The organism is Mesorhizobium sp. WSM4816 (genome assembly GCF_055811535.1).
Genome location: NZ_JBVVQR010000017.1, coordinates 50,824 through 72,406 on the forward strand (window position 1 = coordinate 50,824; position 21,583 = coordinate 72,406).

Annotated in this window: 18 protein-coding genes and 2 pseudogenes; 7 read left to right on the plus strand and 13 right to left on the minus strand. The window is 60.8% G+C overall.

Annotated features, from left to right (window positions below; genetic code table 11):
• Nucleotides 1-386: 386 nt before the first annotated feature.
• Nucleotides 387-899: pseudogene (locus AC0L3H_RS18935) on the minus strand (carboxymuconolactone decarboxylase family protein); the annotation flags it as partial.
• A 283-nt stretch (nt 900-1,182) separates the two neighbouring features.
• Here AC0L3H_RS18935 and AC0L3H_RS18940 point away from each other — a divergent pair.
• From AC0L3H_RS18940 to AC0L3H_RS18955, 4 genes are read left to right on the plus strand one after another with little or no spacing between them, the layout of a single operon-like run.
• The gene (locus AC0L3H_RS18940) at nt 1,183-4,794 is read left to right on the plus strand and encodes a PAS domain-containing protein (protein ID WP_473586470.1); all 3,612 of its coding nucleotides are present in this window, start codon (nt 1,183-1,185) and stop codon (nt 4,792-4,794) included.
• Nucleotides 4,791-5,438, plus strand: a complete 648-nt coding sequence (locus AC0L3H_RS18945) for a response regulator transcription factor (protein ID WP_473586471.1) — start codon at nt 4,791-4,793, stop codon at nt 5,436-5,438. The genes AC0L3H_RS18940 and AC0L3H_RS18945 overlap by 4 nt, the downstream gene beginning before the upstream one ends.
• The gene (locus tag AC0L3H_RS18950; protein ID WP_473586472.1) at nt 5,435-5,824 is read left to right on the plus strand and encodes a response regulator; all 390 of its coding nucleotides are present in this window, start codon (nt 5,435-5,437) and stop codon (nt 5,822-5,824) included. The genes AC0L3H_RS18945 and AC0L3H_RS18950 overlap by 4 nt, the downstream gene beginning before the upstream one ends.
• Nucleotides 5,814-6,521 (plus strand): response regulator transcription factor, encoded by a 708-nt coding sequence (locus AC0L3H_RS18955; protein ID WP_473586525.1) that lies wholly within the window; start codon nt 5,814-5,816, stop codon nt 6,519-6,521. The genes AC0L3H_RS18950 and AC0L3H_RS18955 overlap by 11 nt, the downstream gene beginning before the upstream one ends.
• Nucleotides 6,522-7,036: 515 nt before the next feature.
• On the opposite strand, the gene AC0L3H_RS18960 is transcribed toward AC0L3H_RS18955, so the two are convergent.
• From AC0L3H_RS18960 to AC0L3H_RS18990, 7 genes and pseudogenes are all read right to left on the minus strand, one after another.
• Nucleotides 7,037-7,654: a glutathione binding-like protein gene (locus AC0L3H_RS18960; RefSeq protein WP_473586473.1), complete on the minus strand. Its 618-nt coding sequence runs from the start codon at nt 7,652-7,654 to the stop codon at nt 7,037-7,039.
• A 62-nt stretch (nt 7,655-7,716) separates the two neighbouring features.
• Nucleotides 7,717-8,154 carry a CBS domain-containing protein gene (locus AC0L3H_RS18965; protein WP_473586474.1) on the minus strand — a complete coding sequence of 146 codons (438 nt, stop codon included), beginning with the start codon at nt 8,152-8,154 and terminating at the stop codon, nt 7,717-7,719.
• A 97-nt stretch (nt 8,155-8,251) separates the two neighbouring features.
• Nucleotides 8,252-8,668 (minus strand): cupin domain-containing protein, encoded by a 417-nt coding sequence (locus AC0L3H_RS18970; RefSeq protein ID WP_473586475.1) that lies wholly within the window; start codon nt 8,666-8,668, stop codon nt 8,252-8,254.
• Between the two features lie 97 nt (nt 8,669-8,765).
• Complete coding sequence (locus AC0L3H_RS18975) at nt 8,766-9,596, minus strand: alpha/beta fold hydrolase (RefSeq protein WP_473586476.1); 831 nt, start codon at nt 9,594-9,596, stop codon at nt 8,766-8,768.
• A gap of 199 nt (nt 9,597-9,795) precedes the next feature.
• Nucleotides 9,796-10,566 carry an SDR family oxidoreductase gene (locus AC0L3H_RS18980; RefSeq protein WP_473586477.1) on the minus strand — a complete coding sequence of 257 codons (771 nt, stop codon included), beginning with the start codon at nt 10,564-10,566 and terminating at the stop codon, nt 9,796-9,798.
• A gap of 336 nt (nt 10,567-10,902) precedes the next feature.
• A pseudogene (locus AC0L3H_RS18985) lies at nt 10,903-10,998 on the minus strand (NmrA family transcriptional regulator); the annotation flags it as partial.
• Between the two features lie 61 nt (nt 10,999-11,059).
• The gene (locus AC0L3H_RS18990) at nt 11,060-11,845 is read right to left on the minus strand and encodes an alpha/beta fold hydrolase (protein WP_473586478.1); all 786 of its coding nucleotides are present in this window, start codon (nt 11,843-11,845) and stop codon (nt 11,060-11,062) included.
• Between the two features lie 677 nt (nt 11,846-12,522).
• Here AC0L3H_RS18990 and AC0L3H_RS18995 point away from each other — a divergent pair.
• Nucleotides 12,523-12,963: a sensor histidine kinase gene (locus AC0L3H_RS18995; protein WP_473586479.1), complete on the plus strand. Its 441-nt coding sequence runs from the start codon at nt 12,523-12,525 to the stop codon at nt 12,961-12,963.
• A 353-nt stretch (nt 12,964-13,316) separates the two neighbouring features.
• On the opposite strand, the gene AC0L3H_RS19000 is transcribed toward AC0L3H_RS18995, so the two are convergent.
• The 5 genes from AC0L3H_RS19000 to AC0L3H_RS19020 form a co-directional block, all read right to left on the minus strand.
• Nucleotides 13,317-14,870, minus strand: a complete 1,554-nt coding sequence (locus AC0L3H_RS19000) for a mechanosensitive ion channel family protein (protein WP_473586480.1) — start codon at nt 14,868-14,870, stop codon at nt 13,317-13,319.
• A 51-nt stretch (nt 14,871-14,921) separates the two neighbouring features.
• Nucleotides 14,922-16,175 (minus strand): cytochrome b, encoded by a 1,254-nt coding sequence (locus AC0L3H_RS19005; RefSeq protein WP_473586481.1) that lies wholly within the window; start codon nt 16,173-16,175, stop codon nt 14,922-14,924.
• 85 nt (nt 16,176-16,260) lie between these two features.
• Nucleotides 16,261-16,428 (minus strand): hypothetical protein, encoded by a 168-nt coding sequence (locus tag AC0L3H_RS19010; protein ID WP_473514872.1) that lies wholly within the window; start codon nt 16,426-16,428, stop codon nt 16,261-16,263.
• Nucleotides 16,429-16,527: 99 nt separating this feature from the next.
• Nucleotides 16,528-16,779 (minus strand): (2Fe-2S)-binding protein, encoded by a 252-nt coding sequence (locus tag AC0L3H_RS19015; protein WP_473586482.1) that lies wholly within the window; start codon nt 16,777-16,779, stop codon nt 16,528-16,530.
• Between the two features lie 51 nt (nt 16,780-16,830).
• Nucleotides 16,831-17,790, minus strand: coding sequence for an MBL fold metallo-hydrolase (locus AC0L3H_RS19020; RefSeq protein ID WP_473586483.1), 960 nt, complete (start codon nt 17,788-17,790; stop codon nt 16,831-16,833).
• A gap of 1,541 nt (nt 17,791-19,331) precedes the next feature.
• Between AC0L3H_RS19020 and AC0L3H_RS19025 the strand changes: the two genes are divergently transcribed.
• Together AC0L3H_RS19025 and AC0L3H_RS19030 are read left to right on the plus strand one after the other, a co-directional pair.
• Nucleotides 19,332-19,490 carry a hypothetical protein gene (locus tag AC0L3H_RS19025; RefSeq protein WP_473586484.1) on the plus strand — a complete coding sequence of 53 codons (159 nt, stop codon included), beginning with the start codon at nt 19,332-19,334 and terminating at the stop codon, nt 19,488-19,490.
• Nucleotides 19,491-20,170: 680 nt separating this feature from the next.
• Nucleotides 20,171-21,010, plus strand: coding sequence for a LuxR C-terminal-related transcriptional regulator (locus AC0L3H_RS19030; RefSeq protein WP_473586485.1), 840 nt, complete (start codon nt 20,171-20,173; stop codon nt 21,008-21,010).
• Nucleotides 21,011-21,583 lie beyond the last annotated feature (573 nt).

Consider the following 21,583-nt stretch of genomic DNA (forward strand, 5'->3'; position numbering starts at 1 on the left):
CGCCAGCCAGCCATGTCGTGGATGCCCGCAGTACGGTGTGATCGATTGGCAGCCATGACATGGGCAAGGGCCCGAGGCCGATGACCTGGCATTCGAACTCGAAACTTGCCGGCGTGATGGAATGCAACGCGAGACAGCCGAGCTCACAGCTAGCTCGCAGGGCGAGTGTCCGGCCAAGTCCTGGGTGAGTTCTCGGATTGTCATGAAATGAGCATGGGAATGGCGCACTGGCCGGCAGTGGCGTCAAACGCGGCGGAAGCCGGCCGCAGCGATCCGGCGATACGCATGGTTGTCGATAGCGCGTCCCCGGCGGATCATTGCGCATAGCCAAGGATCAGCGGCGACACGGCGACAGCCGCGCCGCCGGTCTGTAGCGGGCTAATTGAGCCCGCCTTGTCCAGGCCATACATTGCATCGGCGGAACCCGGCACGGTCTTGAAGCCGACGTTGAGGCGGTTCCACGAGTTGATCAGCATGACAGCGAAGCTAAGATCGGAGATCTCCTTTTCCGACAGCTGCGTGCGGACGCGCTCATAGATCTCATCGGAAACGCCCTGGTCCGGCAGCTTGGTCAGGACTTCCGTCCACGCGAGTGCGGCGCGCTCGCGTGGGGCGAACAGGGTCGAATCCCTCCACGCGGCCAAGTGGTAGAGGCGCAGTTCGCGCTCGCCGTGCATCTTTGCCTGCTTGACGTGCATATCGAGGCAGAAGGAGCAGCCGTTGAGCTGCGAAGCACGAATATTGACAAGATTGAGGATGGACTCCTCGATCGAGCTTGCACGGAGAGCCGTGGCAACCCCGGTGAACTTCTTCACGAGTTCCGGAGATTGCTCGGCCCAGTCAACACGGGGCCCATGCTTGGTCCCGGCCTGCGCCGTCGGTTTGGTGGTGATATTCATGAATGTCTCCTTGAAGGCGATTTATCGCCTGCAAATCATGCCGGGACGCGCCGGGCCGAGCCATCATGCGAGAGGCCATGTCGCCACTCGGCTGGTCTAGGCGGTATCATCCTGAGGGCTAGGCCAGGTATGCTTCGGCCACGCCTCATGGATTTCCATGAGGTGCAGCCGCGGGGGCGCCGAATTAGAGTGGGCCATGAGTTCGCAAACCCAGATATCGCGGAGACGTGCTACACCCATCGCTGACAATCCCCAGCCCTTCTTTGCCCGGCAGGAGAAGCCGATGATGTCCGTCTGGTCGCGCCCGCAATTCCTTCATCTGGGGCTATTTTTTGCGGCATATGTCTTGGGCTGCGGGTTCGCCCAGGCGCTGGCAATCGTCCCCGGAATAACGGTTTCCATTTGGCCTCCGGGCGGCGTTTTCATCGCGACGCTCATCCTCACCTCTCCTTACAGTTGGCCGTGGTGGATATTGGCAGCCTGCCTGGCGGAGATGTTCGCGCAGTTCGTGTGGTTCCACAGTCCGCTGCCTGCGGGGTTCCTGATCTATGTCGGCAATGCCCTTGGAGCGGCTGTCGGCGCAACGCTGGTGAACCGGGCATGCGGGCGTCCGGTTCGGCTTGAAACTTTGCAGGAAGTCCTCGCATTCGTCGTGCTAGGCGCTGGAGTTGCGCCCCTGGTAAGCGCGACGGTCGGAAGCGCGACGCTTGCGTGGTTTGGCATAGCATCGCAAACTTTCACGGCGGTATGGCCGCTGTTTTGGATTGGTGACGCCACAGGAATCCTGCTCGTAGCGCCACCGGCGCTGGTCGTGATCCAGTATTGGCGCAGCAAGACCCAACTCCCTCCCGCACAGCGGGTGGAAGCCGGCGTCCTGGGTCTGATCTTCCTGGGGGTCGCCGCGCTTTCCTTGAGCGACGTCTACCTGCCCACCCCCTACATCATCATGCCGCCCCTTCTTTGGGCCGCGGCGCGCTTCGAGTTCAGAGGCGCCGCCGTCGCCTTGACGCTCCTCGCCCTGATCACGATGGCGCTCACGATATCCGGCGACAGCCAGTTTGTCGGCGCTCCCGAGTTCCAGAGGGAAAGGCAGGTCATGCTGCAGCTTTTCCTGGCAATCTCGGCATTTTCGGCGCTCATAGTAGCGGCCATATCTCGGCAGCGTCAGCTGGCGCTGGTCACATCGCGCGACCGGGAGCGGGAGCTTTCGCAGCTTGTCGATATGGTTCCAAGCCACGTCTGGCGTCTCGCGCCCGACGGCGAGCCGATTTTCTTCAACAAGCGCATGGTCGATTTTCTCGGCCTGGACGTGGCGGATACGATCAAGCCGGGCATGAGCCGCATGACGGCGATGATAGAGGCCGGCGTCCATCCGGACGACAGAGCAGCGTTCTCGGACACGCTCCGCCGTTGTCTCGCCACCGGCGAGGTCCTTGCGATGCGATATCGCTTGCGCCGTCAAGACGGGGTCTACCGCTGGATGTCGAGCCGCGCCGAGCCGATGAAGGACCAGGACGGGCGCATTGTCCAGTGGTACGGGCTCTGTCACGACATAGACGATCAGATGCATGCCGAAGAGGCGCTGCGGCGGAGCGAGCGGCAGCTTCAGGAGACGATCGATGCCGTACCAGTCCGGATCTGGAGCGCAAAGCCTACGGGCGGGCCGGTCTACTTCAACAAGCGCTACCAGGACCATTTCCGCTCCGTCATTGCGGATTTCGAAGCTCTCGGGGAGCCGCGAATCGAGCAACTGCTGCAGGAACTGATCCATCCCGAAGATGCTCCCGAGGTACAGAACACCCTACGGAATTGCTTCGAAACCGGTGGCATGTCCACGATGCGATTTCGTTGGCGCGAACAGCACGGCACGTACCGCTGGGCGGAGTGCAGGGTAGAGCCTCGGCGTAACGAAGACGGTGAGGTCGCGGAATGGTACGGCGTTTCGCTCGACGTCGACGATGAGGTGCGTGCGCAGGAAGCCTTGCGCGACAGGGAGCGCGAGCTCTCGCAGCTCGTAAATATGGTTCCCGTCCATATCAGGCGTCTGACGCCGAAAGGCGAGCCGACCTTCTTCAACAAGCGCTTGCTCGACTTCTTCGGCTTGAACGACCTGGCCCAATTGGACAAGCCGGACATGAGCCGACTGGCGGCAGCCATAACGACCCTCGTCCATCCGGAAGATGCCGCACGTCTGCTGGAGACCGTCCGCCACTCCTTCGCCACCGGGGAGCCCTACTCCATGAAGTATCGGATGCGTCATGCGGATGGCGCGTATCGTTGGGTGGACGGCCGCGGGGAACCGGTGCGGGACCAAAGCGGCGCGATCATGCAATGGTATGCCATTTCCATTGACATCGACGATGAGATGCGCGCGCAGGAAGCGCTGCGCGACCGGGAACGTCAGCTTCAACAGCTCATCGACACCGTGCCCGTGCAGATCTGGTGCGTCACGCCTGGCGGGGACCCTGCATACATCAACAAAACGATGATGGACTATATCGGCCTGAAGCTGGATGATTTTGATGCCGACGGAGGCCTGCCCAGTGCGATCCGGACCATCGTCCATCCAGAAGACAGGGCCTCTTTGCTGCAGGCCTTGACCCATTCCTTCAGCACGGGCGAACCGTTTGAGCTGAAGTTTCGCAACCGCCGGTGGGATGGTTCATACCGCTGGACGGAGGGGCGTGCTGAACCACTCCGTGACGAGAGCGGCCGCATCATCCGGTGGTTCGGCGCCAACGTCGATATCCATGATTTCGTGACTTCTCAGGAAGCGCTGCAAGAGCGGGAGCGCTTCCTCTGGCAACTCGTGGAAACGCTGCCGGCAATGATCGATTGCGCGGCGCCGGATGGCGAGCCGGTCTATCGTAGCCAACAGCTCCGCGAGTTCCTGGGGTATGAGCTTGAGCGATTGGACGGCACCGGAAAGTCCCGGCTGGCCGGCACGCTTGACGCCGGTGTGCATCCCGACGACTTGGCGGGGGTCAAGGGAGGATATGCTCATTCGTTGTCCACCGGCGAGCCCTATGCGCGCAGGCACCGCCTGCGGCGGTTCGACGGCGAGTATCGCTGGGTTGAGACACGCGCCGCGCCGATGCGCGATACCGAAGGGACTATCGTGCAGTGGAATGTCATCTGCCTCGACGTTGAAAATGAGGTTCGGGCGGAGGAAGAGCTGCGGCTGGCGCAAGAGAGCCTTGCACGAGCGAGTCAGGCCGCGAGCCTTGCCGAGCTCTCTGCTTCCATCGCGCACGAAGTGAACCAGCCGCTGGCGGCCGTGGTGGCGAACTCGCATGCCTGCCAGCGATGGCTTATGGCTGAGCCACCAAATCTCGAGCGTGCGCAGAAGACGGTGGAGCGCATTATTCGTGACGCAAATGCGGCCGCCGACGTCGTGAGTCGCATCCGTGCTCTGTTCAAACAGTCCGGCGAGGCAAGGAGTTCTACGGCGCTCAGTGGCGTTATCGTCGAGGCGCGCAACCTCATGGCCGAGGAAGCGGCGCGGCGGCGCGTCCGCATGGATATCGATGTCGAAAGCGACCTGCCGCTCGTCGCGCTGGACCGCGTACACATCCAGCAGGTTCTGGTGAACCTCATTCGCAACGGCATGGATGCCATGGACGCCGTTACGGGCGACCGGGTTCTTGAGGTCCGTGTGCGCCGCATAGGCGATGTGGTTCAGACGCAGATCAGCGATCGTGGCGCGGGGATCGAGTTTCCCGACAACATCTTCGAACCGTTCTTCACGACGAAGGGGAACGGAATGGGCATGGGGCTCGCGATCTGCCGTTCGATCGTCGAATCGCACGGCGGACGCCTGTGGGCGGAGAAGAACGAACCACAGGGGGCGACGTTCGTCTTCACCTTGCCGATTGAAGTGAAAGCGGCGCCATGACCACAGATGACCATATCGTCTTCATCGTGGACGACGATGCGCGCCTGCGGGAGGCGCTGAGCGAGCTGCTGGATTCGTACGGTATCCGCGCCGCTGCGTTCGGATCGGCCAGCGAATACATCGGTGCAAACAAGCCGGACATCCCGGCATGCCTCATCCTCGACGTCGAGCTGCCCGACATCAACGGCCTGGATCTGCAGAGGCAGATATCAAAGGGAGATCATCCGCCGATCGTTTTCATAACAGGGCACGGGGACATCCCGTCCTCCGTCCGGGCGATCAAGCATGGCGCCGTGGACTTTCTCACCAAGCCTTTCAGTGATGCGGATCTCATGGCTGCAATCCAGGCGGCGCTCGCCGAGGATCGGGAAAGGAGGTCCGCGCGTGCTGAACTGGTGGCGCTGAAGCAACGCTATCTCGACCTGACGCCGCGCGAACGCGAGGTGCTGCCGCTCGTGGTGAGCGGCCTTCTCAACAAACAGGCAGCCGCTGAACTCGGAATCAGCGAGGTCACGCTGCAGATCCATAGAAGGAACGTGATGCAGAAAATGGCGGCGTCATCGCTCGCCGATCTCGTGCGTATCGCGCAGCGACTGGAGATACCGATCACCCACTCGCGCCGAGCGGGAGGGCACCGGGCGTGACCAAGGGAAGACCTGTCGTGGCCGTTGTCGATGACGATCCAAGGCTACTCGAGTCGCTGGAGGATCTGCTGGAGTCCGCCGGCTATGTGGCCCGCAGCTTCTCGTCGGGGCGATCATTGCTCATCAGCGGGCTATCCGGCCTTGACGTGCTCATAACCGACATCGGGATGCCCGGCATGGACGGCTTCGAACTTTGTGGTCTGGTGAAGAAGGTGCGCCCGGACCTGCCGGTGTTCCTGATCACCGGGCGCCACGAGATTGCCGATGCGGACAGAGCCCAGGGCGTCAGCGGGTGCTTCCGAAAGCCCTTCGACGCGCAGGACATGCTGGCAACCATCGGCAATGCATTACGCAAATCGAAAAATGGAGGTGAACATGAGAGTTGAGCAGCTGCCGCACTCACGGAGATCGGCGCCGTCGTCATCGCAGCGGAGGAGCGACGCGGAGCAGCCACTCGTAATCATTGTGGATGACGATGCGTCTGTTCAGGAGGCGCTGTCCGAATTGATACTCTCCGCCGGGTTCCAGCATGTCTGTTTCAGCTCGACCCGCGAATTGCTCGATGCCGACGTACTGGATAGCGCCGGTTGTCTGATCCTCGATGTGCGCATGCCGGGAGCGAGCGGTCTCGATCTGCAGCGGCATCTGGCCCAAAGCGGCAATCCCAAGCCAGTCATTTTCCTGACCGGGCATGGCGACATTCCGATGACCGTCCAGGCGATGAAGGCCGGGGCTGTGGATTTTCTCACCAAGCCGGTGCGGGACCAAACGCTGCTTGACGCTGTTATTGCGGGCATTGCGATGGATGCCGCGCGGCGGGCGGAAGCTGCGGTCGTCAAGCGCAATGTCGAACGCTTTGACACGCTGACGCCACGCGAGCGCGAGGTTTTGCATCAGGTGGCGCGCGGGCGCCTCAACAAGCAGATCGCCTTCGACCTCGGCATTAGTGAAGTGACGGTAAAGCTGCACCGCGGCAACGTCATGCGCAAGATGGAGGCCGCTTCCATCGGTGAGTTGATCCGGGCATGGGAAACTCTGCCCGCGCCGATGCGCGTGGCCGGCGGGGCGAGGACTGTGGCATGAGCCGATCCCCGCGTCGTCCGACGGGGTTTAGCATGCCTGACCATGGGCGCGCGGCCAGCGACGGGCGAAACGGCCAGGAGACCGAACCGGCCGGCACGGACGAATAGAGCAAAAGTTCTGGTTAGAGGTGTTCAGTCAGCCGCTCACGTGAGCCCAAGGCCGCCGTCGACGGCGATCACCTGGCTGGTCACCCCTGGCACCGCCGCCCTGCCCGATGCCGAAACTTCCGCCGGTTATGATGACGGCATTGTCATCCAGCGTTGACATGGTCCCGCTGCTGGCCAGCTGCCGGGCTGGGCAAATTGTCGAATTGATGGATGTTCCGCGAGCGCTCCGGAACGAACACCGCGATCGGATCACTCGCTGGGAAGGTCAGCTCCAACGCCTCGCCGAGTTGCACGTCTTGGTGCTGGACCTCTGATGCCCGCGGTGCTGCGTCAGCCACCAAGCCGCTCCCATTGGCGTCCAATCGATCGGAACGGCCGAAGGCTGCCGAAGAGGGGGCCACCGCCGCCTCAGGCGGCGGTGGATGCTTCGCGGTCATTTGCCGAGATCAGCCCCTCGTTCCGCATGGCCTCTTGCACGGCCGGACGGTTCGCCATGCGCTGACGCAGAGCGACCAACTGCGCGGGAGCGGAGACGTCGAAGCGCTCGGCCCATAGCAGCATCACGAAAAGGTAAAAGTCGGCCACGCTGGGCGTTGCGCCAAACAGGTAGTTGCCCGCAAGACTCTCCGAGAGTATGTCCAGCAGCTTGGAGATCGTCGCTCTTGCCTGTGCCTTTTGGGTTTCGCTGCTGGCATGCCACATCGGCTTGAAGCTGCGGTGCACCTCGGTCGAGATGAAAACCAGCGCTTCTAACACGCGCGTGCGGCCAAGGTTTCCTGGAATACCGAGCGTTGGATACTCCGTAGCGAGCCAATCGAGGACGGCGATGTTCTCGGTGAGGATTTCTCCGCTGTCCAGCACCAGCGCCGGAACGTAGCCCTTTCGCGTTACATCGTTGAAATCGGCCCCTGATGCCGTCCGCTTGGTCTTCAGGTTGACGCTCTCCCGCTCGAATGGCACGCCAGCCTCGAGTAGGGCGATGTGATCGGCCAAACTGCACGCAAGCGGGCTGTAGTATAGTTTCATCTTCACGATCCTTTTCGGGATATGCCTGGAGGAGGCGCGGCATCGCTGCCGGCAAAAAAGCGTTAGCGGTAGCCGACGCCGGCGACATAGTTGAAGAGCATCCGCTCCTGCATTTCTTCCTGCTCGAACAACACTTTCATCGCGTCGCGTATGTCCAGTATGCCGAGAGGCCTGGCGCCGACGTCGATTACCGGAATGTTTTGCAGGCTTCGCGCCGCCATTGTCTGCCATACGTCATGGACATCGTCCTGCGGACTGCACGAGACGATGGATCTGCTCATCAGGTCGGACGCCGGCCGCGTCTTTGAGGTCGGGCTGGTGAGATGGCGTACGAGATCAGATTTGCTGAGCACGCCCTCTGCGCTCCCGCCTGCATTGCACACCACAACGAGGCCGATGCCAGGCCTGGAAAGCGAAAGAGCGGCCGCTTGCACCGTTGCATCGAAGTCGACCACGGCGAGGCGCGACGACGTGAAGGCATGCAGTTTGTCGATGAGCATTTGCGGCCGTCCTTGGTTGCGTGCCGTGCCGCCAAGTTCTTCAAACACTCCGGCGGCGCGGCGCTTTCCTGTTAAAACAGGGCGATTGATTCCGACCTTATTCTTCGTAGGGGAGCACAAGTTCGGTCTCGCCGCTGTCGACGACGAAGACGGCCAGCAGCCGTGCGGGCTCGGTCGCGCTGGCATTCTGGCTGACCCTGTGGCGATCGCCGGGGTACTCCGACCAGCTTTCGCCGGCGCGATAAGTGGTCACCGGCCCGTCATTGACCTGGCTCTTGATCGCGCCTTCGAGAACTGTGGCGTAGATGAAGGCTGACTTGGGGTGGAGATGTGCGGGCGAACTGTCGCCAGGCTCGTAGTGAACGAGCACGCCCCTCATGCTCTTGCCCGGAACGTTGGGAAGCGGATGGTCGTAGACCAGCTTCACGTTCTTGAAAGCCGTATCGTCGGCCAGCGCGGCGGTGGCGATGAACGCCGCGAGAGCAGCGGTGCTGTAAAGTATGGTCCTGATCATTTGTCTGGCTCCAGTTTGCGGTTGAGATTGTGGGTGATCGCCGGCCGGAGGGGAGGACGACCGGCGATCGGGCTCTCGCCTGAGAATCGGCGCGAGCCTAGGACCTGATGAAGGTGAGCAAGTCGGGGTTCACCACATCGGCATGCGTGGTACACATCCCGTGCGGGAAGCCCTCATAGATCTTCAGCGTGCCGTTCTTCAGAAGCTTTGCGGATAACGGCGCGGAATCGGCAATGGGCACGATCTGATCGTCGGTGCCGTGCATGACGAGTGTCGGCACGTCGATAATCTTGAGGTCGTCGGTGAAATCGGTTTCCGAAAAGGCCTTGATGCCGTCGTAGTGCGCCTTGGCGCTGCCCATCATGCCCTGCCGCCACCAGTTCTGGATGATGCCCGGGTTCGCTTTCGCACCAGGCCGATTGAAGCTGTAGAAGGGGCCCGATGGGAAATCGATGTAAAACTGCGCGCGGTTGTCGGCGAGCGACTTGCGCAGCCCGTCGAACACTTCGATCGGAAGGCCCCCAGGATTGGCCGGCGTCTTCACCATGATTGGCGGCACCGCGCCGATGAGGACGAGCTTCGCGGCGCGCCCTTTGCCGTGGCGGGCGACGTAATGAGCGGCTTCGCCGCCGCCGGTTGAGTGGCCGATATGGATTGCGTCCCTCAGACCGAGATGCTCGACCACCGCCGCCGCGTCGGCAGCATAGTGATCCATATCGTGACCGTCGCTCACCTGCGCGGAACGGCCGTGCCCGCGCCGGTCATGGGCTATGGTGCGATATCCATGCCCGACGAAGAAAAGCATCTGCGTGTCCCAGTCGTCGGCGCTGAGCGGCCAGCCGTGATGGAAGACGATCGGTTGGGCATCCTTCGGACCCCAGTCCTTGTAGTAGATCTCGGTGCCATTCTTGGTGGTGATAGTACTCATATCTTTCGATCCTTCTTGAGAGAGGGATGAGTTCGATTCCTGGCCGGCTGTCCCTTGCCCGAGCGCATATTTGGGCAGGCCGGTTGCAATGCCGGCGGCCGCTGCGCCGAGGAGGAGGGCTCGGCGACTTGCCTGAGGCGCAATGGGCAACTTGTGGTCCATCGTCGTTTCCCTTGCGGGTTGTCTTCAGATGCCGGCGTTACGCCGCAACACCGCTTCGCCGAGACGGGGCGTGGTCGAACCAGTCTTCGAACGGCGTCGAACCGATGCGGGCGCCCGCGCCCGGGACAAGCGAGCGGTCGTCTAGCTCGGTCCCGAAATAGAGCGCATGAGGATCACCGATCACCTTCCTGGGATCGTTGGCGAGCTGCAGAAAACGCACGACCAGTTCGTTCATGCGGAAGGGCTCGGGGCCGCCGATCTCCATCACGCCGTTAATCGGCTGGGAGAGCGCCACGTCAGCCATCACCTCTGCAACATCGTCTGCGGCGATGGGCTGGAAGTAGGCCGACGATACCGAGACCGTGTCGCCGACGGTTGCCGACTGCACAATGCCGCCAAGGAACTCGAAGAACTGGGTCGAGTGAACGATCGTGTAGGGAATTCCCGACTCCCTGATCAGCTTCTCCTGAGCCATCTTAGCACGCAGGTAGCCGCTCCGGGGCAGGCGCTCCGCCCCGACTACCGAGAGCGCAATGTGATGCTTTACGCCGGCGGCCTTCTCCGCCGCGAGCAGGTTCTTTCCGGCTGTTTCGAAGAACTCGAGAACGGCCTTGTCCTCGAACGACGGCGAATTGGCGAGGTCGATGACAACATCCGCCCCGGCAAGAGCCTTATCCAATCCTTCACCGGTGAAGGTGTTGACGCCGCCACTTGGCGACGCCGCCAACACGTCGTGGCCCTTCACGCTCAGCCTTGCGACGGTCTTGGAGCCGATAAGTCCGGTGCCACCGATGATTACGATTTTCATTTCATTCTCCTGTTCTGACTTCGAAAATATCTACTTGGAACAACGCCGGCGGCTCTAACCGTGCCGGCCCTGAATTCCTCGATGAGAGCGACGCGCGTCCGCGACTCGCTCGACCGCTAGGGCAAGGGCCTGGCTCAAGCGACACTGTCTTCGCAGCCGTCCCTCGCTTGGCCCTAACCCAGGACCTCCGAGACGCTGCCGTAGTAGCCGAAGCCAAAGCTGTCGGCCGTGCCATAGGTGGCGCAGGACGGAGGCGGTGTTCTCGAGGAATTCCCGAAGAGGTCTGCCAGCGTGGCCGGGATCATGAGGTGCCGCTGTTGTGAGGGCACGACGTTGCGGCGACGCCGCCACGACGTCGTGCCCCTGTTGACGCAACCTCTCGACGGTCGCTAACCGGATGTACCGAGTGCCGCCAATGACCACGATTTTCATGTCGATGTCTCCTGGGGGCTTGCACTTGTTGAATGCAGCCGGCGCGAGGCGGCCGGTTTCGTCACTGCGCCGATGCGGCTTCCTCTATGAGCAAGGCGATCGCTTCTGGACGCGAGACCATCAACGCGTGCGACCCGCCCTCGACGACGATGGTCTTCACCGAATGCGCGCGCTCGGCCATGAACTTCATGACCGCCGGCGGGATATTCCGATCCGCCGAGCCGTAGATCACGTAGGATGGAATTGTCTTCCAAGAAGGCGCGCCAGAGGGTTCTGCCAGGGCGGCGTCAGCCACCGGGCGTTGTGTCGCCGCCATCAGGCTGGCCTGCGCTGCCGTCACATCGGCCGCGAACTGCAGGTGAAACTTTTCCGGCTGGATGTAGAGGTCCTGTCCTCCATCCGGCCGCGCCACCGACAGGAGCGCCTCGCCAAGCGTGCTGCCTGGGAACTTCCCCGAAAGCGTGAGACTGGACTCGCCTTTGTCCGGGGCGAATCCGGCCACATAGACCAGCGCTTTCACATTGTTCTTCCCGTTAGCTGCCTCGGTGATGACCGGCCCGCCGTAAGAATGGCCTACCAGGACGACCGGTCCGCCGATGGATCCGATGACGGCCGATACGGCGGCCGCATCGGTTGCAACGCCGCGAAGTGGGTTGGCCGCAGCGATGGTCCGGAAACCGTCCCTGTTGAGCTCGGCGATGACGCCGTTCCAGCTCGACGATTCAGCAAAGGCCCCGTGCACCAGCACGATCGTCGGTTTTGTCTGATGGTCCGCGGCCTGCGTCGTCGCGCTGTCCGACACGCAACATGCGTAAACAAGGGCCAGAGCTCTGATGATCTTGTGCACGTGTCTTCTCCTGTGCGGCGGGTCGTCCGATACCGAGAAGAATGCGCCCACTTGGCGCGCGAAAATATTCGACGGACGGCTCGGTCAGGCGATCCGAAAGTCTAGGACGATGCACCCCGGGGGGAGTGGCAGCTGTAGCCGGTGGTCGGCGCACGGGTAGGTTCCCGGCATCGATCGAACGCATCGCCGGGGCAAGGCCGCGCCGCCATGGCGATCAATCCGGCGAAAACTGCAGCGAGACATATACCGCCGTATGGCTCGCCCTCGTCCTCCATCCAATCGACCCGGAAATGCTCCTCAATATAGTGTCCTCACACGATCGGATTGCCAGGGTCGACCTAACAAACGAGGGCATGAAAATGTCAGGCGCGGAAACAAGATCAGGCACGGCCGACAATCATGTCTTTGACCGAACTACTGATGTTCCCCTGTCCGACCCGCCGGCAGAGCAGTCGACGGCCGGCATTGTTCATGATCTGGGCAATCTTATTCAGGTCGCTTCATCTGCACTGAATCAGGTCGCCCGCGACCCGAGCGTCTCGACGGCTCCAGCTCTCGACCCCGTAATCGCCAGCGCCAGGACCGCCCTGCAGCAAGCCGCCGCGCTTGTCAGGGAGACGGTCGGCCGGGCCGCGGCAAGTCATCGAGCGCCGGAACATGCAAGCGTGGGCGCCTGCTTGGCCGAGGTCGAAAACCTTGTCCGAAGCGCATGGGAGCCGAACGTTCGTCTCGAAGTTCGCCTTGGACGCGATCTACCCGCTGCAAAATGCGATCCGCTGGGTTTGCAGAACGCGGTCTTGAATCTCGTATTCAACGCGCGCGACGCGATGCCGGACGGCGGGTTGATCTCGATAAACGCCGCCGCGGTCGTTCTGGATCCTGGCACTGTCGTCGAGCTCCGTATCGAAGACAGTGGAATCGGAATGACGCGGGAGACCGTGCTCCACGCCTTCGATCTCTTTTTCACCACCAAGGGCACTGGCCTGGGCGGCGTCGGCCTGCCGATGGTGAAGCATTTTGCCGAGCGCCACGGCGGGCGGGTCGATATCGAAAGCGCCGTCGGCTCGGGCACGACAGTGATATTGCGCCTGCCCGCCATGGAGGCCCGGCAGGATTAACAGCAAGCCAGGAGGAGAGTTCGATGACCAGCATCCTCATATTATGGGTATGCCTCTCGGATCCAGCTGACTTCACCGGGGCGAGAGCCTGCACCTTATCGAGACTGTCCCGGTGGACGATCTCCCATCGACCAGGTAGGTCATGGCCGCCAAGCCTGTATGGGAATGCGGTCTCGCGTCCAAACCCTGGTGGTATTGAACACGGCTGGCCCCATCTGCTCGAAGAGGACAAAGGGGCCGACCATTCGCCCAATACCTGGAGGGCAATACGCGCCGTACCTTGAAACCGCTCACCGGTTCACTAGACACCGGCAAAACGATATCTGTGACGCCGGTTTGTCGGATGCTCATGCCTACCTCCCTTCTTGTGCGCCCGGTCTGCCGGCGCTTAAACCGCGCCGGAACGGTATTGGGTGAAAGATCGTCTGCATGGCTTTGAGCAGCGCGAATTTCGAATCCGTGTGCTCTTGTCCGGTGCGGCTACCGCCGAGGGACATTCTGGCTGAGAGGACCGCCGCAAGATCTTCAGCCATTTCGGGCCGGTCGAGCAGCAGGGGCGCGAAGCTTTGCTGGTCAATCTCGTAGACCACGACGTGGCTCATCGCGCGCAAGGTCGAGGTCTCGCCAATGCCCGCGAGCAGACCGGTCTCTCCGAAAAAGTCGCCGGGAGCGAGGTGGCCGATCTCCTGCGGCTGGGCGTCATCTTCGCCGCGCTCTCGGACAATGATGCCCGTCCGAACAATCATGAGGGAGGGCAGCATCTCTCCCTGTCGTGCTATGATGTCGCCCTTGCGATAGGTGCGCACCGTAACCGTTGCCGCGAGGGCTTCTTTTTCGTTGTCCGTCAACCCCGAGAATACTGGTATGGCATTTATAAGCTTGATCGGCGTGACTTCTGCGAGATTTGCCGTCTCTTCGTTCGGCAAGTCATTCATGAGAATCGAAGAGGAGGGTGGCATTGCCAGCCGCAAACCCGCGGACTTGGAATGACGGTAGACAAGATCGAAGATTTCGTTCGTCGCTGGAATACGCTGGCCAACATTTGCGACCCGAAAAAACAAATCGACCTCGATCGCCGTCGCATCCAGGGCTTTGATGGCGACCACTGGCGGCGGCTCCCTCAGTATTGTGTTGCTGCTTTGTAAGGCCGCGTTCATGACGTCCGCGACGATCGCCGGCATCTTGGTCGGCGCCAATCTTATCGTGACGGACAGCCCATGGCTCTCCTCAGGGCTGCTGACATTGGTCAGCCCTAGCTTCGCGAGGAAGCTGTTCGGCAGCGCCACCACGTTGTGCGCCAAAGTGAGCAGGTGGGTCGATCGCCAGTTGGTCTCCACAACGCGGCCTTCGGTGCCGTCGCTCAGAACGATCCAGTCCCCAAGCACATAAGGTCGGCCGAGGGTGAGTGCGATGCCCGAAAAGACATCGCTCAGCGTATTCTGGAGCGCCAGTCCGAGTACGATGGCAAAGACGCCCGAGGTGGCGATCAGCGTTCCGACCGGCGCACCGAAGACGAAAGCCAGGATGGACAGCAGCATCCCAACATAGACGGCGCCGACGACGAGGTCCTGCAGAAGGCGCGCCTCGCGCGGCTTTCGCTCGAACACGAGATAGATGCGGACAAACCCGATCAGCGCCCAGGCGAGGTGAACCCACCACAGCAACTTGGCCGAACCGACGAGGATTGCGCTAGCGGTTGTCTCGGTGCCCCGTGTCGGTTCGTAGGGGAGCACGGCTCCGTCAAGCAGCAGGACCGACATGGTAAGGAAGAATGCGATCTGGACAATCAGCCTGGTGGTGGAGAGCCGCCGCGGAATGACGTGCCAAACGACTATGCCGGCGAGACCGACCAGCACCATGTAGAGATGGGGAGCATTCCACCAGCTCGTGACCGGATCCGAATCCATAAAACCCTCGCACAATCCTCGCCTCGGAGCATGACGAGCGATCCTTCGGTGTTAATCCTTGCCTTTCTCCAGGATCGCTTCGGTTATTGAGTTCGGCAGCCGGCGCGGCGTCTCGATCGCGCCCAGCAGCGGCATGACGACGAGAAAGAACGCGAAGTAGTAGAGGGTCGACACCTGCATGGCGGGGATATACCAGCCTTCCGCCGGCTTGGACCCCAGCCAGCCAAGGAAGAGGGCGTTGGCGACAAACAGCCAGAAGAACCGCCTGTACCAGGGCCGGTAGACGGACGAGCGCACCTTCGACGTGTCGAGCCAGGGCACGAAGAACAACACGGCGATGGCGCCGAACATGGCGAGCACCCCGCCGAGCTTCGAGTCGACCGGCCCGATGTTGAAGGTGACGGCGCGCAGGATCGCGTAGAAGGGCAGGAAGTACCACTCGGGCACGATATGCGCCGGCGTCTTCAGCGGGTCGGCGGCGGTGTAGTTGTCTGGATGCCCGAGATAGTTCGGCACGTAGAACACGAAGTAAGCAAAGGCGAGCAGGAACACCACGGCCCCGAGCACATCTTTCATTGTGGCATGGGGCGTGAAGTCCACGACGTCGGTTTTTGACTTCACGTCGATGCCTGCCGGATTGGTCTGGCCGGCGACGTGAAGCGCCCAGATGTGCAGGATGACGACGCCCGTCAGCATGAACGGCAGCAGGTAATGCAGCGCAAAGAAGCGGTTTAGAGTCGGATTGTCCACCGCAAAGCCGCCGAGCAGAAGCTGCTGGATCCATTCGCCGACCAGCGGAATGGCGCTGAAGAAGCCGGTGATGACGGTCGCGCCCCAGAACGACATTTGTCCCCAAGGCAGCACGTAACCCATGAACGCCGTAGCCATCATCAACAGAAGGTTGGTGCAGCCGAGGACCCACAGCAGTTCGCGCGGCGCCTTGTAGGAGCCGTAATAGAGGCCACGGGAGACATGGACGTAGACCGCGATGAAGAAGAACGACGCGCCGTTGGAGTGCAGGTAGCGCAACAGCCAGCCGGAATTCACGTCGCGCATGATCTTGTCTACGGAATTGAAGGCCAGTGTCGTGTCGGCCGCGTAGTGCATGGCCAGCACGACGCCGGTAACGATCTGCGCGGCCAGCATCATCGACAGGATGCCGCCGAACGAATAGGCGTAGTTCAGGTTGCGCGGAACCGGGTAGACGATGAACTGATCATGCACCAGGCGCGGCACCGGCAGGCGGGCGTCGAACCAGCGTCCGATCCTGGTCTTGGGAGTATAGGTGGAATGCCCACCGCTCATCGGAGTGCCTCTGGTTTTGAAATTGCCGGTATCAATATCGGCCGGCGCTCCTTGGCCAGCCGCCCTTTAACACGGATGAGCGGGTTCACTCGCGGTCACGAACCTTCCTCGACGGGACGCGTAAGTAGATCGGCGGGACCATCGCGCGAGCAAACCCGTTACCGCCGCGCCTAACCGGCTTCGCCGTCGTGTCGACGGCCCAGACCCTCAGGAAGATCTGCAGCATCCTCGAAAGAACGAATCCGAGCGTCATTTCCGATGCTCCTTGGTTGGGTTGTGGAGGACCCAAGCATGCCAGCCTTTCCAGTGTTCGAACTATCACGCCGAGGACGCATGCGTCCGATACGTTGGTCTATGGGTTCCTGACTGAAAGGCTGCGCCGGACGGCCGAGGTGGCCGAGTCAGGAGCGCCGCCGTTGCAGGATGCCGCACGGGCGCTGGCGAGCGCCTCGTCAATGATGCGGCGGATAGTACGCGCGCAACGGCCGCACTGGGCGCTGCAGCCGAGACAGCCATAGACCTGGCGGATCGAGCACGTCCGCTCCGCCTTGACGGCGGAGCGGACATCCTGATCGCTCAACACATTGCACGAGCACACGATCATGGCGTGATAAGTCTCGATCCGACCTGGTGCGGCTCTGACCCGACAAGCGGGTCAGTAGTCCCAGACAGCCGGTACACAACGAAAGACATCGCCGTCCACCGCCACATGGCAGATGGAAGGGAATGGCAGGTGAGTGGCCACCAGCGGCTCACGGGTCGCGGCCAACTCCCGCAAAAGATTGATGCGGACGCGGGCCGCCTCCTCAGGGTCGTGTTCGAAGCCGTTGTGCCAGTCGGGTTGGTCGAACCCGACCTGGAACACGGCGTCGCCGGCGAAGGTCAGCCTATCGCCGCCGGACGCCAGGCGGACCACGCTGTGCCCGGGGGTGTGGCCGCCAGTGAGCGTGACAACCACCCCCGGCGCCACCTCGTGCTCCGTCTCAAACGGCCGCAACTGGCTGCGGTACTCGTTCACGAACCGCTTGGCCGCCCGCCGAAGCGCATCCGGGAACCCCGTTGGCATGGAGGCGCGGGAGAAATCGGGCGCCTCCCAGAACTTGAGCTCGGCGGCCGCCACGTGAATCCGCAGATCCGGACGCAGCTGGTCCTTCACCCCGTCGATGAGCAGCCCGCCGATATGGTCCATATGCATATGGGTCAGCACCACGTCGGTGACGGACGCGAGATCGATGCCGGCGGCCTCCAGTCGCGAGACCAACCGCCCGGCCCGCGGCAAGTGCAAGTCCGGGTCCGCCCCCAGCCCGGCGTCCACGAGTATGGTCTGGCCACCGCTGCGCACGACGACCACGTTCAGCGGCCACTCGAGCACGTCCGGCGGCAGGAACATGTCGTCCAGCCAGGCCGCCCGGACGGCCGGGTCGACGTTGTATGCCATAACCGGGGCTGGTATCGGCAGCACTCCATCGCTGACGATCAGCACATCGATGTCGCCGACCTGCAGTGCGTAGCGCGACGGAACCAATTCGGGCTCCGGTCTACCGTTGCCGTGCTTCGCGTTCAGGCTGTCGGCGCAATGCTGGATCGAGGGGTGTGAAATGTTGTCCAGGGTCATGTTTGTCTCCTGCTGACCACGGCCGTATCGGCCACCTCCGCCGCTGGCGCCCGTGGATTTGGCATGAGCCTCCATGGACCGCCACCTGGCGTCTACGGAGGAAGTTGCACCGCCTCGGCCTGCGCCACCATCGGACGGAAGCACCGGTCAGGCGATGCGAAAGTCTATGGCAGACCCGTTGCGAGCATGGGTGATATCCCGCGAAAGTCGGAAGACGCCGCTTTGAGCAGCGAGCAACGGCTGAGCCTCTCGCCTGCTGGCAGTACGCCCAGCTGTGTTGACACCAGCTTACTTGCCGCCGCGGCCAAATGCTGCCAAATCGGCTTGGCAGCGCCCCATATAACCCATTGAAAACAAAGAATGGTGGTGGTTACAGTCTCTGGCGAACCAGTCTCTGTCCAATTTTCCCTGATAGGCGCCGGAAAACAGTGAATTTCGAGGTTTTTGAGGGCCTAGCCCAATTTTCCCTAACAAATCGCTGCGCAGATTCAATACTTTAGCGCCAAATTCCCTGTACGCACTAACAGGGAATTATTTAGCAGCTAGCAGGGAATTCCAAAGCGAAGCAGGCCGAGATGGCAAATCGCGGGGCTGGCGGCGGCTCGCCGGCTCAGTTGTCGAGCGCACTGCAGCAAGGCTGGCGCAAATTGGCATCCGGTTCGGCGCAGAGCGTCAAACCAACGTTGCGAGGACGGATAGAGACGACCATATGAGATCGTCTCGGAAGATATCCTTTGAGCCTTCCACCATCTGCTTGGCTCTAATGAGAAGCGCGACAGGTCTGCCTCACCCCATCATTTCGTCCGGAATGCACAATGCAGCGCAGCTTAACCCGACAAGAATTGTATGACCTTGTTTGGTCGACACACATTGCCACACTCGCTCAGCAATTCGACATTTCTGATCGAGGTTGGCCAAGACTTGCGCGCGTTATCAGATACCCGTTCCTGGCCGCGGCTATTGGGCAAAGATCGAAGCGGGCCAATCTGCTCCAAAAACTCCGCTTTGGAAAATCGACAACCCGACGTTAGAGACCGTCCACATTGGTGCCTACAAACCAGCCGTGAACCCTTACGTGGCCTTTGCGATCGGGGCCGCGGCCAGCACAGTAAAGAAATCGAAGGAGGAGCGACAAGCTCGGGCTGATCCTGAGAAGGAACCGGAACCTCGTACCCCAAAGGAACAGATCGTCTTCGAACCGGTGAGACATCCTCACAACTCGATCTCAGGTCTTGTGGCAAACCCTGAGATCTGCGAGCCCAGACCAGTACGGTGAGATCTCGATTCCGGGTGTGAGGGTGTTCCGTGCCCCGGCTGACATCATTTCTCCATCACTAGCTCTTGCTCTCGATCAACGAGACATCACGCTCAGCCACAGTGAGAAGGGAATAAAGACAGCCATTGGTCCCACCATGTGCGACTTGAGATCGGCGAGGCACGCAGGCGGGAGAAGCATACTCCGACGCCTGCTGAGAGCAAAAAGCACGACGGGCACGAGAGGCGGCGTGAAATAGCTCGCCGCCGCGGTCAATGGCTGTCCTATGAGAGCTTCGAGCAGGGCCACCACCGTTCACGTCAACCGAACGTTGAGGGAACTCCGAAAGGCCGATCTCGTCTCGTTCAAGGGCGCCCATGTACAGGTGATCAACCGCAAGAAGCTGGTCGAAATAGCCGGATTCAACAACGAGTATCTCAGGTAACGGCTATCTCCTAGAGCGGCAACGCATGGGCCATTAGCAAATTCTCTGCTGGAAGACGACCCCTCGGCCGTCGCTGGAACAGTTCCAGCCAAATGTTTCCGGACGACTGGTCTGCGCGGCCTGGCGGGGCAGTGATATTATCTCGACCACACGGTATCCGCATCCGGCTTGCGGTGAAGGACGGCCGAACGAAACTCAACCTCGTTCGTGTTGAGCAATATGCAAACAGGTCCGATCATCATGACCGACGGCGGCGCGGGCCTATCGCGCGACGAGAGCGTGCTGCCGAATAAGTGCAGGTGCCTGACACATTGCGGCAGACCTGACCACGCCAACCTCCACCTTCAGGAATCCTCGTCTACCGTTGCAATCGCCGCAGGCACTACCCGATCGTCGTTCGACTACCAGCGGCTTGAGATGGCTAAGCCGTGTCATCCCTGCGTCTTCAGGCAGATTGCCGCGCCCTGGGTTCTAGCTTGAAGACGGTTTGCGGCGAAAATTTACCGAAAAAGCAACCTATGTTAGAGACTGCTTATAAATAGTCCTTACACTGCCCAACCTGTTCTCGCCAAGGAGCGAGTGAGGAACCGCAAGAGACTCAAACCGAGGGCATCGAGTGCGGTTGGCGCGTGGAGTGCTCTACTTGACGCGTGTACCTCGACCCGCGGGAACGAGAGGCAATGATGACAAGACAATCCTTTGTAACAGTACTTGTCGGGCCGAGCGAGTTACTCCGAGAAGGCCTTAGTCGAATCCTGGATGCGGCAAAATTTCGGGTCCTTTTCTCTGCGGCTTGTGTTCACGATCTTCTGCAGAAGCCGCTAGCCCAGCACCGGTCCATCTTGCTCATCATTGATGTCGGCGGTACTGATGCGGATGCTGAATTCGCACAAATTGCAGAATTCAAAGCGATCTATCCGACCAGCCGTGTCGTCGCGCTAGCCGATCACTGTCTATCGACCGATATAGTTTCAGCTTTTCGTGCGGGGGCTGACGGGTATTTGACAAAAGTCGCTGCTTACGACACCTTCATCAAAGCTCTCGAATTGGTTATGCTAGGGCAGACAGTGTTACCTGCCGAAACTTCGACGTTTATTCAGGATATAAGGCATGATCCGAAACATGACGCGGTAGATGATGAGTTAACAAATGTGATCGTTAAAGTGGATGATGAGGATCAAGAACTAGAAATTTTGTCAAATCGGGAAAACTGTATTCTACGTCGCTTAATCGAAGGGGAGTCTAACAAAGCCATCGCGCGCGAAATTAACATTGCCGAAGCTACTGTGAAGGTACACGTCAAGGCCATCCTTCGAAAGATTCGGGTCCGCAACCGTACACAGGCTGCAGTTTGGGCGATGAACCATGGCATGCTTACTCCCGCATCTGGCAATGCCCCGAAGCGAAAAGATGGCAACTCAGCCGTCTCACAATATCCCCCCGCGATGGTAGCGAGCGGTGGAGACGACATCGCAGGGGCGCATGAGGTGGACCCCACCAGTGTTACTACCATTTTGTAGTTGAGGGCTTTATCAACGTGGGCAAAGCAAAAATTACTTCTGGATTTTCGTTCAGCGAAGTGCGGATCGGAACGGTCGAGGGCGGAGAATCGGGGGTTCTGGTGTGGAAATGCGACCAACTGGTGGCGGTCCTCACCCAGATCGACGAGGAGCCTACTCGACGAAAGGCAAATGGTTTCTCGAGACGGGCTTCGGGCTGCTAAGCGGGCAGCATAAGAATTTCGATACGATGGAGGAGGCAATAAGATGGGTTGGCAGATACACCTTCCCCGAGCCTGCTTACACTGCAGATTGAGCGACCGTTCCGAGGCAATTGATCCGAGCGCAAGGTCAGCTGGGCAATGCTGCCGATCGTGCCAAGACCCACAACGGAGATCCTCCGACTTTCAGACGATCTAAATGATTGGAAGATACACGCGTGTAGGCCCTCCACGCGCCAACCACATAGTTTCTTTTTTAACCTTACGCTACGCTAGGAAAACCCTACACCAAAACACCCTCATTAGGCCTAGGGCAGCATCGTCGAGGCCTATCCGGATTTCTCAAACCTGAGGCCTTGGGGAAGGGCACGAG

What these genes read in the sequence shown, in the direction of transcription:
- AC0L3H_RS19010 (WP_473514872.1), bottom strand. Translation starts at nt 16,428, where the DNA reads ATGACGCTCGGATTCGTTCTTTCGAGGATGCTGCAGATCTTCCTGAGG.
- AC0L3H_RS18980 (WP_473586477.1), bottom strand. Translation starts at nt 10,566, where the DNA reads ATGAAAATCGTAATCATCGGTGGCACCGGACTTATCGGCTCCAAGACC.
- AC0L3H_RS18970 (WP_473586475.1), bottom strand. Translation starts at nt 8,668, where the DNA reads ATGATCAGGACCATACTTTACAGCACCGCTGCTCTCGCGGCGTTCATC.
- AC0L3H_RS18960 (WP_473586473.1), bottom strand. Translation starts at nt 7,654, where the DNA reads ATGAAACTATACTACAGCCCGCTTGCGTGCAGTTTGGCCGATCACATC.
- AC0L3H_RS19000 (WP_473586480.1), bottom strand. Translation starts at nt 14,870, where the DNA reads ATGGATTCGGATCCGGTCACGAGCTGGTGGAATGCTCCCCATCTCTAC.
- AC0L3H_RS19025 (WP_473586484.1), top strand. Translation starts at nt 19,332, where the DNA reads ATGAGAGCTTCGAGCAGGGCCACCACCGTTCACGTCAACCGAACGTTG.
- AC0L3H_RS19005 (WP_473586481.1), bottom strand. Translation starts at nt 16,175, where the DNA reads ATGAGCGGTGGGCATTCCACCTATACTCCCAAGACCAGGATCGGACGC.
- AC0L3H_RS18945 (WP_473586471.1), top strand. Translation starts at nt 4,791, where the DNA reads ATGACCACAGATGACCATATCGTCTTCATCGTGGACGACGATGCGCGC.
- AC0L3H_RS18940 (WP_473586470.1), top strand. Translation starts at nt 1,183, where the DNA reads ATGATGTCCGTCTGGTCGCGCCCGCAATTCCTTCATCTGGGGCTATTT.
- AC0L3H_RS18965 (WP_473586474.1), bottom strand. Translation starts at nt 8,154, where the DNA reads ATGCTCATCGACAAACTGCATGCCTTCACGTCGTCGCGCCTCGCCGTG.
- AC0L3H_RS19030 (WP_473586485.1), top strand. Translation starts at nt 20,171, where the DNA reads ATGATGACAAGACAATCCTTTGTAACAGTACTTGTCGGGCCGAGCGAG.
- AC0L3H_RS18955 (WP_473586525.1), top strand. Translation starts at nt 5,814, where the DNA reads ATGAGAGTTGAGCAGCTGCCGCACTCACGGAGATCGGCGCCGTCGTCA.
- AC0L3H_RS18975 (WP_473586476.1), bottom strand. Translation starts at nt 9,596, where the DNA reads ATGAGTACTATCACCACCAAGAATGGCACCGAGATCTACTACAAGGAC.
- AC0L3H_RS19020 (WP_473586483.1), bottom strand. Translation starts at nt 17,790, where the DNA reads ATGACCCTGGACAACATTTCACACCCCTCGATCCAGCATTGCGCCGAC.
- AC0L3H_RS19015 (WP_473586482.1), bottom strand. Translation starts at nt 16,779, where the DNA reads ATGATCGTGTGCTCGTGCAATGTGTTGAGCGATCAGGATGTCCGCTCC.